General features: G+C 72.7%; 13 protein-coding genes. 9 read left to right on the plus strand and 4 right to left on the minus strand.

Annotated features, from left to right (window positions below; genetic code table 11):
* The first annotated feature begins 49 nt into the window (after positions 1-49).
* Positions 50-1138 carry an adenosine deaminase gene (locus LCD35_RS03955; protein ID WP_224955927.1) on the plus strand — a complete coding sequence of 363 codons (1089 nt, stop codon included), beginning with the start codon at positions 50-52 and terminating at the stop codon, positions 1136-1138.
* 79 nt (positions 1139-1217) lie between these two features.
* Here the strand turns inward: LCD35_RS03955 and LCD35_RS03960 are convergent, their stop codons facing one another.
* On the minus strand, positions 1218-2450 hold the full coding sequence (locus LCD35_RS03960) for a primosomal protein (protein ID WP_224955926.1): 1233 nt from the start codon (positions 2448-2450) through the stop codon (positions 1218-1220).
* 262 nt (positions 2451-2712) lie between these two features.
* On the opposite strand from LCD35_RS03960, the gene LCD35_RS03965 reads away from it, so the two are divergent.
* The 3 genes from LCD35_RS03965 to LCD35_RS03975 all read left to right on the plus strand — a co-directional run bounded on the left by LCD35_RS03965 (position 2713) and on the right by LCD35_RS03975 (position 4369).
* Positions 2713-3237: an SMI1/KNR4 family protein gene (locus LCD35_RS03965; protein WP_224955925.1), complete on the plus strand. Its 525-nt coding sequence runs from the start codon at positions 2713-2715 to the stop codon at positions 3235-3237.
* A gap of 176 nt (positions 3238-3413) precedes the next feature.
* Positions 3414-3764 carry a PadR family transcriptional regulator gene (locus LCD35_RS03970; protein ID WP_224955924.1) on the plus strand — a complete coding sequence of 117 codons (351 nt, stop codon included), beginning with the start codon at positions 3414-3416 and terminating at the stop codon, positions 3762-3764.
* Positions 3764-4369: a hypothetical protein gene (locus tag LCD35_RS03975; protein WP_224955923.1), complete on the plus strand. Its 606-nt coding sequence runs from the start codon at positions 3764-3766 to the stop codon at positions 4367-4369. The genes LCD35_RS03970 and LCD35_RS03975 overlap by 1 nt, the downstream gene beginning before the upstream one ends.
* Positions 4370-4493: 124 nt before the next feature.
* Here the strand turns inward: LCD35_RS03975 and LCD35_RS03980 are convergent, their stop codons facing one another.
* From LCD35_RS03980 to deoC, 3 genes are read right to left on the minus strand one after another with little or no spacing between them, the layout of a single operon-like run.
* Entirely contained in the window at positions 4494-5378 is an 885-nt protein-coding gene (locus tag LCD35_RS03980) for an aldehyde dehydrogenase family protein (protein ID WP_224965982.1), read from the minus strand.
* The gene (locus LCD35_RS03985) at positions 5368-6801 is read right to left on the minus strand and encodes an aldehyde dehydrogenase family protein (protein WP_225043718.1); all 1434 of its coding nucleotides are present in this window, start codon (positions 6799-6801) and stop codon (positions 5368-5370) included. Before LCD35_RS03985 ends, LCD35_RS03980 begins: the two co-directional genes overlap by 11 nt.
* Positions 6798-7775 carry a deoxyribose-phosphate aldolase gene (deoC, locus tag LCD35_RS03990; protein ID WP_225043719.1) on the minus strand — a complete coding sequence of 326 codons (978 nt, stop codon included), beginning with the start codon at positions 7773-7775 and terminating at the stop codon, positions 6798-6800. The genes LCD35_RS03985 and deoC overlap by 4 nt, the downstream gene beginning before the upstream one ends.
* Positions 7776-8142: 367 nt before the next feature.
* Between deoC and LCD35_RS03995 the strand changes: the two genes are divergently transcribed.
* From LCD35_RS03995 to LCD35_RS04015, 5 genes are all read left to right on the plus strand, one after another.
* Entirely contained in the window at positions 8143-9276 is a 1134-nt protein-coding gene (locus tag LCD35_RS03995; protein WP_224965980.1) for a glutathione-independent formaldehyde dehydrogenase, read from the plus strand.
* A gap of 113 nt (positions 9277-9389) precedes the next feature.
* A complete protein-coding gene (gene upp / locus LCD35_RS04000; protein WP_224955918.1) occupies positions 9390-10013 on the plus strand; it encodes a uracil phosphoribosyltransferase in 624 nt (207 codons plus the stop codon).
* Between the two features lie 49 nt (positions 10014-10062).
* The gene (locus tag LCD35_RS04005; protein ID WP_224955917.1) at positions 10063-10269 is read left to right on the plus strand and encodes a type II toxin-antitoxin system VapB family antitoxin; all 207 of its coding nucleotides are present in this window, start codon (positions 10063-10065) and stop codon (positions 10267-10269) included.
* 14 nt (positions 10270-10283) lie between these two features.
* The gene (locus tag LCD35_RS04010) at positions 10284-10664 is read left to right on the plus strand and encodes a type II toxin-antitoxin system death-on-curing family toxin (RefSeq protein ID WP_224955916.1); all 381 of its coding nucleotides are present in this window, start codon (positions 10284-10286) and stop codon (positions 10662-10664) included.
* Positions 10665-10743: 79 nt separating this feature from the next.
* The gene (locus tag LCD35_RS04015) at positions 10744-11913 is read left to right on the plus strand and encodes a glycosyltransferase family 2 protein (protein WP_224955915.1); all 1170 of its coding nucleotides are present in this window, start codon (positions 10744-10746) and stop codon (positions 11911-11913) included.
* Positions 11914-12027 lie beyond the last annotated feature (114 nt).

A 12027-nucleotide genomic window follows, 5' to 3' on the forward strand; every position in this document is an offset into this window, starting at 1 on the left:
TCGCCGCCGCCCGCTCAGGACGACCGTGGCCGGGTTGTAACGTAGTGCCATGTCAACACCGGTGAGCTTGGACACGATCCGACTGGCCCCCAAAGTCCTGCTGCACGACCACCTCGACGGCGGTCTGCGTCCGCGGACGGTGATCGAACTCGCCGACGCGGCCGGTTACGAGGGCCTGCCGCACCAGGACGCGGACGCGCTCGGCGCGTGGTTCCGGGAAGCGGCCGATTCCGGCTCGCTGGAGCGCTACCTGGAGACGTTCTCGCACACCGTCGCGGTCATGCAGACGGCCGATGCACTGCGCCGGGTCGCCGCCGAATGCGTCGAAGACCTTGCCGCCGATGGGGTGGTCTACGCGGAAGTCCGCTACGCCCCGGAGTTGTTCCAGGAAGGCGGACTGACCCTGCCCGAGGTCGTGGAATCCGTGCAGGAGGGATTTCGCGAAGGCGAGCGCCGTGCGGAATCGCAAGGAAAACTTGTCCGGATCGGAACATTGCTCTGCGCGATGCGGCAGAACGCCCGCTCGGCGGAAATCGCGGAGCTCGCGGTCCGCTACCGCGACGCGGAAGTGGTGGGCTTCGACATCGCCGGCCCGGAGGCCGGGTTCCCGCCCACCCGGAACCTGGACGCCTTCGAGTACCTGCGCCAGCAGAACGCGCACTTCACCATCCACGCCGGTGAGGCGTTCGGGCTGCCGTCGATCTGGGAGGCCATCCAGCACTGCGGCGCCGAACGGCTCGGGCACGGCGTGCGGATCGTCGACGACATCAAGGTCGACGAGGACGGCGAGGTGCACCTGGGCAGGCTGGCGTCGTACGTGCGGGACCGGCGCATCCCGCTGGAGATGTGCCCGTCGTCGAACCTGCAGACCGGCGCCGCCGACTCGCTGGCCGAACACCCGATCGGGCTGCTGAGCCGGTTGCGGTTCCGCGTCACGGTCAACACCGACAACCGGCTGATGGGCGACTGCACGATGTCCAGCGAGTTCGCCGCGCTGCACGAGACCTTCGGCTACGGCTGGACCGACATGCAGTGGTTCACGGTGAACGCCATGAAGTCGTCGTTCCTCGGCTTCGACGACCGGCTCGCGATCATCAACGACGTGATCAAGCCGGGGTACGCCACGCTGCTGGGCTGACCGCCCTCGGCGTCCTGCTCCAGCTGCGGAGCGGAGAACGGCCCCCACCGCACGGTGGGGGCCGTTCCGCTGTGCTCGGTCAGTGCTTGCGCAGGCGCTCGTCCTCGAACTGGACCACGAGTTCGCGCCAGGCCGCGACCTCGTCGTCGAACGGCGGGCTCGGCGGCATCCGGTTCGGGTTCGGGCGCAGCACGAACGAGACCAGCCAGCCGAGCAGCTCGGAGGGCTGCAGCGCCTCGTCCACGGTCTTGTCCCCGGCCCACGTCGCCGCGTCCAGCAGCAGCTCCTCGGCGAGGTCCAGCTGGTTCGGGTCCACTTCGGACGGACCGGCGGCGAGGTCCTCGTCCAGCCCGGTGAGCACGTAGTCGTTGTCCGCCTCGACCTCGACCTCCAGCTCGCCGCCGGTGGCCTTCTGCGTCACCTGCGGCCAGGTCGCGACCCGCGCCAGGTCGTTGTCCTCCAGCGCGGAGTCCTCGGCGAGGAAGCGGGCCAGGGCGCGCGGCGAGCCGAACACGTCGATGCGCCCGTCCGAGCCGAGGAACACCGGGTCGTCGTCCAGGTAGCAGCGCAGCGAGTAGAACTCGCCCTGCGCGGTGGTGATGCGGATCGGGTCGATGCCGATCTCGCCCCAGAACCCGGGTTCGGCGTCCTCGTCCACCGGGTCCACATCGGAGTCGTCGTCGGCCTCGGCGCGTTCGGCCTCGTCGTGCTCCAGCGCCTCGGCGAGCTCGGTCTCGGCGGTGGCGACCGCGTCCGCGGGCACCTCCGGGGTGGCCACCACGGCGTCGAGGGCGTCGAGCAGGTCGTCCCAGCGCTCGGCGACCACGGCGCACAGCTCGGACCAGCGCTTCTGGCCGTCCTTGCCGGTGAACACCAGGGTGCCCTGGTCGAGCAGGCTGAAGCCGTCGGCGGCGTCGAGGACTTCGTGCACGGTGTCCAGCTCGCACACGTCGGCCAGCGAGCGGGCGATCTCCACGATGTCGTGCAGCTCGTTGATCGTCCACACGTCGGGGGTGTCGGCGACCAGCTCCGGCACGCCCACCAGGTCGAACTGGTGATCCTCGTCCGGGTTCAGCTCGACCGCGGACAGCGCCGGGACCACGTGCCAGGCCGGATGGTCGTCGAGGTCGTGCTCCCGCGCGGTGCGCACGAACGCGGCCAGTCGCGCGGCGTCCGGGAAGGCGTAGAGGTCTTCCTCGTGGCCGAGGAACGCCTCCCACTCCTCGCCGTCCTCCCGCCAGCGCGGTGCCCACAGGGTCACCACATCGCCTTGCGGCAGCCCCAGTTCGATGGGGACGATGTCCTGCGCCATCTTCCTACCTCCGGTCGCCGAACAGACGTCCGCGAAGCCTACGGGTTCCCCGCCGCACGCCTGCCGTCCGGTCGGGCTGCCCACCGTATCGACCACGTCGAGCGCGCTCGCAACCGAACCCGCCGGCAGGTCGTCCGAGGTGAGCCGGGTGCGTGATCACGGTTGGCGGTACCGGCCTCCCGCGGGCCCGTCGATCATGGTGCGAATGGATGTCACGGAGCTGTGGACGAGAATCGTGCTTTGGTTGGGTGAGCACGCACCGGTGACCGCAGCGGCCCTGCTCCCGCCCTCCCCGCCGCCGGATTTCGCCGAACTGGAGGCGGAATTCGAGATCCGGTTGCCGGAGGAGCTGCGCGAGTGGTGGTCGACCTGCGGTGGGACCGATGGTGACGTCCTCGCCGACGTGCTGCCGCCGTTCTACACGCCCTACAGCGCGCAGCGCGCGTGGGAGGTGTGGAGCGGGCAACGCAAGACCTGGGCGGCGCAGTGGGAACGGCCCGCGTGCGACTACTACGCGGGTTCGCCGGGATCGAGCTACCACCCGGCGTGGATCCCGATCGCCGGGGACGGGTTCGCCGACGAGCTGGTGGTCGATCTGCGCCCCGGGCCGATGCGCGGGTGCGTGCTGGAGTGGGAGCAGGAGGCGGGTCAGGTGCAACGGCCGGAGTGGCGCGGCATCTCGGCGATGCTCTCGGACGTGCACCGCTCGTTGACCGAGGGGGCGCCCGCCGGGCACAGCCATCCGACGGTCACCGAGGACGGAAGGCTGGACTGGCAGATCCGCTGACGCCACCGGTTCTCCGCGCTCCGGTCGGGGGCGCGGGGTTGCCGCCGGTGCGGACAGCTCGTCGAACCACCGCCCATCCGGATCGCCCCGGGTGGGCGGTTCTTCTTCTCTCCCGGACGTGCCCGCTGCCGACCTACTAGTTTGCAACGCCTACTAGTTGGTGTTACTTTGTCGCTGTGCCTGACAAGAAGCCCGACGCGCGGCAGACCCAATGGCTGCGCGGCGTCCTCGACCTGGCGGTCCTGGCGCTGCTCGCCGAGAACGGGGAGGGCTACGGGTACCTGCTGCTGCAACGACTCGCCGAGGCTGGACTGCCGGACATGAAAGCGGGAACGCTGTACCCGCTGCTCAACCGGCTGGCCGCCGACGGACTGCTGAGCACCGAGTGGCGGGCGGGGGAGAGCGGCCCCGGCCGCAAGTTCTTCGCCCTCACCGAACAGGGGCGCGCGGTGCTCGCCGAACAGGGACCGAAGTGGACGGAGTTCGCGAAGAACGCGAGCTCGGTGATCGAACGGGGGACGGGATGATGACGGTGGATGCCCAGAAGTACCGGGACGAGCTGCTGATCGCGCTGCGGATGCACGAGATCTCCGGCGCTCGCGTCGGAGACGTGCTCGCCGAGGTCGAGACGCACCTCGCCGAATCCGGTGAAGATCCGGTCGAGGCCTTCGGCACCCCGCGCGAGTACGCCGCCCGCGTCGCCGCGCAGCTCGACGGCGACCCCGCCAAGCAGTCCCGGCCCGCCGTGCTCGGCGGCGCGCTCGGCACCGCCGCGCTGACCCTGTTCGGGCTGGAGTTCTTCGTCGACGGATTCCGCGGGCCCGCGCCGGTCGTCCTCGCCGACCTGGTCGGAGCGGTGTGGATGCTGCTGCTGATCGTGGTGGCCGTCGGGGCGGCGTTCCGCGCGGGGACCGCGCTGCGCGGCAGGCGCTGGTACCTGGCCGGTGCGGTGGTCGCCGGCCTGCTCGCCATCGCCGGTACGAACGTGGTCGACCGGTTGCTCGGCGACGGGCCCGTGCTGTTCGAGCTGCCGGGCTGGGCGGCGATCGCGCTCGGCGCGGTGCTGCTCGCGGGTGCGGTCCGGGTGCTGGTCGTCGCGATCCGGCGCGGCCGGGTCGTTCCCCCGGCCTGAGCGGAGCACCGGCCGGGTGCGCGGGGCTGGACGCCCGCGCGCCCGGGCGCGGTCCGCGAGATCGTTCCGGCCCCCGATCGTCCGGGGCGCGGGGTCGGCGGGCACCGCACTTCGCGGCGGACGGTCAGGTGCCCACCGGGTGCCAGGTGGTCTTGACCTCGGTGAAGGCGCGCAGCCGCTCCAGGCCGGGCGCGGCCGTCCAGTCCGGTGCACCCCGGCCGGCGCGCAGCACCCGCTTCACGGTGCCCGCCGCCGCCCGCTCCAGCTCCGGGCGCAGTTCCGCGTCCGCGCCGCTGAGGTCGAGCGCGTCCACCTCGCCGTGCGCGGCCAGCCACGGACCGAGCTCCGCGGCCCGCCCGGTCAGCAGGTTCGCCGCCCCGCCCGGCACGTCGGAGGTCGCCAGCACCTCGGCCAGCGTCACCGCGGGCAGCGGGCGCTCGGCGCTGGTCACCACGACCGCGGTGCAGCCGGTCGCCAGCACCGGCGCGAGCACGCTGACCAGACCCAGCAGCGAGGAATCCTGCGGGGCGAGGACGCCGACGACCCCGCTCGGCTCCGGCACGCTGAACGAGAAGTACGGCCCGGCGACGGGATTCGCCGCACCGAGCACGCCCGCGATCTTGTCCGTCCAGCCCGCGAACCACACCACCCGGTCGATCGCCGCGTCCACCACCGCCGCGGCCTCGTCCGCGCCGCGGCCCTCCGCGGCGGCGACGTCCGCGCCGAACTGGGCGCGGCGGCCCTCCATCACCTCGGCGATGCGGAACAGCACCTGCCCGCGGTTGTAGGCGGTGGCCCCGGACCAGCCGGGGAACGCCCCGCGCGCGGCCGCGACCGCGTCCCGCAGGTCCTTGCGGGAGGCGTGCGCCACGTTCGCCAGCGGCGCGCCCGCCGCGTCGCGCACCGGGTACACCCGGCCGGACTCGGAGCGGGGGAACTTCCCGCCGACGTAGAGCTTGCAGGTCTTGGCCACCGCGACCCGGCCGGTCTCGTGCTGCTCAGACGTCAAGGTATGCCTCCAGACCGGCGCGGCCGCCCTCGCGGCCGAACCCGGATTCCCGGTAGCCGCCGAACGGCGCGGTCGGGTCGAACCGGTTGAACGTGTTGGCCCACACCACGCCGGCGCGCAGCCGCTGCGCCGCCCACAGCGCGCGGGACCCCTTCTCCGTCCACACGCCCGCGGACAGGCCGTACGGGGTGTTGTTCGCCTTGGCGATCGCCTCGTCCGGGGTGCGGAAGGTCAGCACCGACAGCACCGGGCCGAAGATCTCCTCCCGCGCCACGCGCATCGACTGCTGCACGTCGCCGAACACGGTGGGGGAGAAGAAGAAACCGCGCTCCGGCAGCGGGCAGGAGCTGCTCCACCGGGTCGCGCCCTCGGCCTCCCCGGCCGCGACGAGGTCGGTGATGCGGGCCAGCTGCTCGGCCGAGTTGATCGCGCCGACGTCGGTGTTCTTGTCCAGCGGGTCGCCGACCCGCAGCAGCTCCACCCGCGAGCGCAGCTTGCCGAGCAGCTCCTCGGCGATCGATTCCTGCACCAGCAGCCGGGATCCGGCGCAGCACACCTGGCCCTGGTTGAAGAAGATGCCGCCGACGACGCCCTCCACCGCCTGGTCCAGCGGCGCGTCGTCGAACACGATGTTCGCGGCCTTGCCGCCGAGCTCCAGGGTGAGCTTCTTCCCGGTTCCGGCGAGGGTCCGCTGGATCTCCTTGCCGACCGCGGTGGAACCGGTGAACGCGACCTTGTCCACGTCCGGGTGCGCGACCAGCTGGGCGCCCACGTCACCCGCCCCGGGCAGGACGTTCACCACGCCGGGCGGCAACCCGGCCTCCTGGCACAGCTCGCCGAACACCAGCGCGGACAGCGGCGTGGTCTCGGCCGGTTTCAGCACCACGGTGTTGCCGCAGGCCAGCGCGGGGGCGATCTTCCACGCCAGCATCAGCAGCGGGAAGTTCCACGGGATCACCCCGGCGGCGACGCCCAGCGGCCGCGGCTCGGGGCCGTACCCGGCGTAGCCGAGCTTGTCCGCCCAGCCCGCGTGGTGGAAGAAGTGCGCCGCGGCGGTGGGGATGTCGGAGTCGCGGGCCTCCTTGATCGGCTTGCCGTTGTCCAGCGTCTCCAGCACGGCGAGTTCCCGGCCGCGCTCCTGGATGAGCCGGGCGATGCGGAACAGGTACTTCGCGCGTTCGGCGCCCGGCATCGGGCCCCAGGTCCGCTCGAACGCGCGCCGCGCCGCCCGCACCGCTGTGTCCACATCGGACTGAGCGGCGGTGGCGACCTCGGCGAGCGGTTCGCCGGTGGCCGGGTTGAGCGTGGTCAGCGGGGTGCCGGCGCCGTCGGTGAACTCGCCGTCCACGAACATCCGGTACCGGTCGTGCAGGTTCGCCACGGCCGCCGATTCCGGCGCGGGCGCGTACTCCCAGCCGCTCATGCGTCCACCGCCACGTGGTGCGCGGCCGCGTAGTGGCCGGTGCGTTGCGTTCGTCGTTGCATCAGCAGATCTCCCAGCAGGCTCGACGCGCCGAAGCGGAACAGCGCCGGGGTCAGCCACTCCGGCCCGGCGACCTCGCGCACCGCCACCAGGTAGCGCATCGCGTCCTTCGTGGTGCGGATGCCGCCCGCCGGCTTCACCCCGCGCGGCTCGCCGGTGCGGTCCCGCCAGTCCCGCACGGCCTGCAGCATCAGCGTCGTCACCGGCAGCGTCGCGGCGGGCGAGACCTTGCCGGTGGAGGTCTTGATGAAGTCGCCGCCCGCCAGCAGCGCCAGCCAGGAGGCGCGGCGCACGTTGTCGTAGGTGGCGAGCTCGCCGGTCTCCAGGATCACCTTCAGGTGCGCGTCGCCGCAGGCCGCCTTCACCTGCTGGACCTCCTCGAAGACCTGGCCGTAGCGCCCGGACAGGAACGCGCCCCGGTCGATCACCATGTCCACTTCGGACGCTCCGGCGGACACCGCGAGCGCCACCTCGTCCAGCTTCACCCGCCGCGCCGAGCGGCCGGACGGGAACGCCGTCGCCACCGAGGCCACGCCCACGCCGGAACCCGCGAGCGCCGCCACCGCGGTCGCCGCCAGGTCCGGGTACACGCAGACGGCCGCCACCGGCGGGACGTCCGGGTGCTCGGCGTCCGGCCGGCGCGCCTTCGCCGCCAGCGCCCGCACCTTGCCCTCGGTGTCGGCGCCCTCCAGCGTCGTCAGGTCCACCATGCCGATCGCGGTGTCGATCGCCCACGCCTTGGCGTCCTTCTTGATGCTGCGGGTGGCGAGTCCCGCGGCGCGCTGCTCCAGCCCCACCTGGTCCACGCCGGGCAGGCCGTGCAGGAACCGCCGCAGCGACCGCTCGTCCCGGGTGACCTCGGCGAGTTCCGGCGGCAGCGCGCCGGTGCGCGGACCGTCCAGTGGTTCGACCATGCCGCGCAGTCTAGGTCAGCGGGGCGCCGACCTCGATCCCTCCGAGAGCCGCACCGGCCGTTCAGGAGTCCTTCGGCTCCCACTCCAGCGTGACGGTGAAGTTGGCCTCGCCGGCGACCGCAGCGGGTCCTGCCGATGCTCGTCGTCCGGCCGCACGCGCCACCCCCGGTTCGCGCCGTCGATCACGTCCGCCGGTGAACCTAGCCAACCGGGTGGTGCGGGTGGTGCGGATTCCCGGTTCGTCCCGGAATCGCAACCTCCCTACTCGAAAGGAGGACGCTAGGTCGTGGGGTGCGGGGTAATCCGGAAGCAGCGCGCACCTCGGCACGGTGCGCACCGGACACCGGTACTCCGGAGGTGGTTCCCCATGAAGGCAGTGGTCTACCGAGAACCGTTCGAAGTCACCGTCGACGAAGTCGACCGACCCGCCGTCCAGCACCCCAACGACGTGATCGTGCGCGTCACCTCCACCGCGATCTGCGGATCCGACCTGCACATGTACGAAGGCCGCACCGCCGCCGAACCCGGCATCGTGTTCGGGCACGAGAACCTCGGCATCGTCGACGAGGTCGGGGACGGGGTCGTCGGCCTGAACCGCGGCGACCGGGTCGTGATGCCGTTCAACGTCGCCTGCGGCTTCTGCACGAACTGCACGGCCGGGAACACCGCGTTCTGCCTCACGGTCAACCCCGGCTTCGCGGGCGGCGCCTACGGCTACGTCGCGATGGGCCCCTACACCGGCGGGCAGGCCGAGTACCTGCGGGTGCCGTTCGCCGACTTCAACTGCCTGGTGCTGCCGCCGGACTCCAGCAAGGAAGCCGACTACGTGCTGCTCGCCGACATCTTCCCCACCGGCTACCACGGTTGCGAGCTCGCACAGGTGTCGCCGGGGGAGACCTGCGCGGTCTACGGCGCCGGGCCGGTCGGCCTGATGGCCGCCTACTCGGCGCTGCTGCGCGGCGCCTCCCGGGTGTTCTGCGTGGACCGGATCCCGGAGCGGCTGGCGAAGGCCGAGGAGATCGGCGCCATCCCGATCGACTTCAGCGCGGGCGACCCCGTCGAGCAGATCAAGGACCTGACCGAGGGCGTGGGCACCGACAAGGGCGTGGACGCCGTCGGCTACCAGGCGCACACCGCCGACGCGGGCACCGAGGAACCCGCCGTGGTGCTCAACTCGCTGATCCACACCGTCCGGCCCACCGGCCGGCTCGGCGTCCCCGGCCTGTACGTGCCCGCCGACCCCGGCGGCCCGGACGAGAACGCCAAGCAGGGGATGCTGCTGGTCGCCATCGGCAAGATGTTCGAGAAGGGACAGGTCGTCGGCACCGGCCAGTGCAACGTGAAGCGGTACAACCGCCAGCTCCGCGACATGATCACCGCGGGACGGGCGGCGCCGAGCTTCGTGGTCTCGCACGAGCTGTCGCTGTCCGAGGCGCCGGACGCCTACCGCAAGTTCGATCAGCGGATCGAGGGCTACACCAAGGTCGTCCTGCACCCGTGACGCCGACCGCGCCGGCTCCCCGCCCCTCGGGGACCGGCGCGGGCGGGATCTGGCGCACATCCGCCGGTCTCCGCCGCCGCCCGCGGTGGTCGCGGCCGTTACTGTCCTCGGCCATGGACGTACGGGTCGTGGACCACCCGCTGGCGAAGTCGAGGCTCTCGACGATGCGCGACGCGCGCACCGAGAACGCGGCTTTCCGCGCAGCGCTGCAAGAACTCACCCTCATGCTGATCTACGAGGCGACCCGCGACGCCGAGGTCGCCGAAGCGCCGATCCACACCCCGGTGGCCCGCACCACCGGCTACCGGCTGGCGAACCCGCCGCTGCTGGTGCCGGTGCTGCGCGCCGGGCTCGGCATGGCCGACCAGGCGCACCGGCTCATCCCGGAGGCGCAGATGGGCTTCGTCGGGCTCGCCCGCGACGAGGAGACGCTGCAGCCGACGCCGTACCTGGAATCGCTGCCGAAGGACCTCTCCGGCCTCCCCGTGCTGGTGCTGGACCCGATGCTGGCCACCGGCGGATCGATGCTGCACACCATCCGGCTGCTGGTGGAGCGCGGCGCGACCGACGTGACCGCGATCTGCACCCTCGCCGCCCCGGAGGGCGTCCAGCACCTGGCGGACTCCGGTCTGCCGCTGCGGGTCGTGACCGCCAGCATCGACGAGCGGCTCAACGAGTCCGGCTTCATCGTCCCCGGCCTCGGCGACGCGGGGGACCGCGAGTACGGCGCCGTGTGACCCGAGCGCACCTTGGACCGGGTGGTACCAGCGAGATACCATCCGGTCCATGGCCATGACGCTGCGGCTGACCGACGAGGAGAGCGCTCGGCTGGCGGAGCTCGCCGCCGCCGAAGGCCGCTCCAAGCAGGAGATCGTGCGCGCCGCGCTCGCCGAGCGGTGGGCCCGGCAGCGCAAGGACCAGCAGCTCGGCGAAGTCGTGCAGCGGGTGCTGCCGCACTACCGGGGATTGCTGGACGACCTCGGACCCGCATGATCGATCATTGATCGGTGCTCGTCTACCTCGACGCTTCCGATCTGCTGCTGCTCGCCACCGCCGTCACCCGCGGTGACCTGGTGGTGCGGGACAGCGGCCTGCTCGACTCGGCCGCGTACCGGCCGCGGGCCGAGGTGCTCGGCGTTCCAGCCTACGGGACGTTGTGGCTGAAGGCGGCCGCGCTGCTGGACTCCCTGGTGCGCACCCGGCCGCTGGTGGAGGGCAACTGGCGGCTCGGCTGGGTCGCCGCGGTCGCGATGTGCGACGTCAACGGCTGGTGGATCGACGCCGACGAGACCGAGGCCCTGCAACTGGTGCGCGACGTGGGGCGCGACAAGCGGGAGGTCGCCGAGATCGCGGACTTCCTGGAGCGCTGCGCCGAACCCAAGGGGTGAGCGCCGGCCGCGTGCCGTTCCCGAGGTGTTCGCCCTGCCGATCTCGGGTGTTTCGCCCGTTTCGTGGGACGCTGGACCGGTGGCTCACCGAGGATCCGCCGTCGCCGCCGCCCTGCTGGGAGGAGCGGTCGCGGGGGCCTGCTACCGCAGCGTCCGCACCGTGCGCCAGGTCCGCGCGCTGGTCCCGCTGCACGAGGCACCGCCGGATCCGGGCGTGTTCCCGGCCGCGGTGACCGTCGTCGTCCCGGCCCGCGACGAGGCCGCCGTGATCGACGACTGCCTGCGCGGCATCCGCGCCCAGACCTACGCCGACCGTGATCCGGCGGCGCTGCGCGTCGTGGTCGTCGACGACGGGTCCACCGACGGGACCGGGGATCTCGCCCGCGCGCACGCCGCCGCGGACGAGCGGATCCGGGTGGTGCGGGTGGACGGCCCGCCGCCGGGCTGGGCGGGCAAGGTGCACGCGATGCACGTCGGCGTCGAGGCGGCCGGGCCGCCCGGGGCGGGGGAGTGGCTGCTGTTCGTCGACGCGGACACGGTGCTCGCCCCCGACCTGCTGGCCAGGCTGCTGCTCACCGCCGACGCCGTGGACGCGGACCTGGTCTCCACGCCGGGCGGGCCGCCGCCGCGGCGCTCGGCGGCCTGGCCGCTGCTGATGCCGCCGGGGCTGCAGCTGATCGGGGAGAACGCCGCGCCGGATGGACGCGGCGCCAAGGCCTTCGCCATCGGGCACTGCATCCTGCTGCGCCGCTCGCACTACGACAAGATCGGCGGCTGGGAGTCGATGGCCGGGCTGCGCAACGAGGACGTCGCGCTCGCCACCTCGGTCCGCGACCACGGCGGTGTCACGCGGCTGGTGGACGGGCTGGACCACGTGACGACCACCGGCATGGACCCGTTCGCGCAGGGCTGGGCGTCGTTCCGGAAGAGCTTCGTGGCCGGTACCCGGCAGTCGGTGCCGGTCCTGCTGGGCGGCGGGCTCGGGCAGGTCGCGCTGTCGCTGGCCGCACCAGTCGCGCTCGGGGTCGGCGTCCGGCGGCGGCGACCGCTGCTGGCCGCGGCCGGGGTGATCGGCTGGGTGGCGCAGGGCGTCGCGCACGCGCACACCGCGCGCTACATGCGGGCGGGGCCGGAGCTGGCGCCGTTGGCCCCGTTCACCGGGGCGCTGTTCGGCGGGGTGCTGCTGGACGGGGCGGTCCGGGTGCTGAGCGGGACCGCGTCCTGGAAGGGACGCCGCACCGGGAGCTGACGCCCGGGTGTGGGGCCGTTCGCGGGGAGCGCCCCCACGGGGGGGGCGTGAGCCGGCACTGATTGGCACAACACCGGTGGGGGGGGGGGGGGGGGGGTTGGGGGCCCGGCCCGG

Origin of the sequence: Saccharopolyspora sp. 6V (assembly GCF_020176785.1) — a bacterium.
Classification (GTDB): domain Bacteria; phylum Actinomycetota; class Actinomycetes; order Mycobacteriales; family Pseudonocardiaceae; genus Saccharopolyspora_C; species Saccharopolyspora_C gregorii.

Bases quoted from the DNA above. Each gene is read 5' to 3' on its own strand.
- LCD35_RS03955 (WP_224955927.1), top strand. From the start codon at position 50: ATGTCAACACCGGTGAGCTTGGACACGATCCGACTGGCCCCCAAAGTC.
- LCD35_RS03960 (WP_224955926.1), bottom strand. From the start codon at position 2,450: ATGGCGCAGGACATCGTCCCCATCGAACTGGGGCTGCCGCAAGGCGAT.
- LCD35_RS03975 (WP_224955923.1), top strand. From the start codon at position 3,764: ATGACGGTGGATGCCCAGAAGTACCGGGACGAGCTGCTGATCGCGCTG.
- LCD35_RS03985 (WP_225043718.1), bottom strand. From the start codon at position 6,801: ATGAGCGGCTGGGAGTACGCGCCCGCGCCGGAATCGGCGGCCGTGGCG.
- deoC (WP_225043719.1), bottom strand. From the start codon at position 7,775: ATGGTCGAACCACTGGACGGTCCGCGCACCGGCGCGCTGCCGCCGGAA.
- LCD35_RS03995 (WP_224965980.1), top strand. From the start codon at position 8,143: ATGAAGGCAGTGGTCTACCGAGAACCGTTCGAAGTCACCGTCGACGAA.
- upp (WP_224955918.1), top strand. From the start codon at position 9,390: ATGGACGTACGGGTCGTGGACCACCCGCTGGCGAAGTCGAGGCTCTCG.
- LCD35_RS04005 (WP_224955917.1), top strand. From the start codon at position 10,063: ATGGCCATGACGCTGCGGCTGACCGACGAGGAGAGCGCTCGGCTGGCG.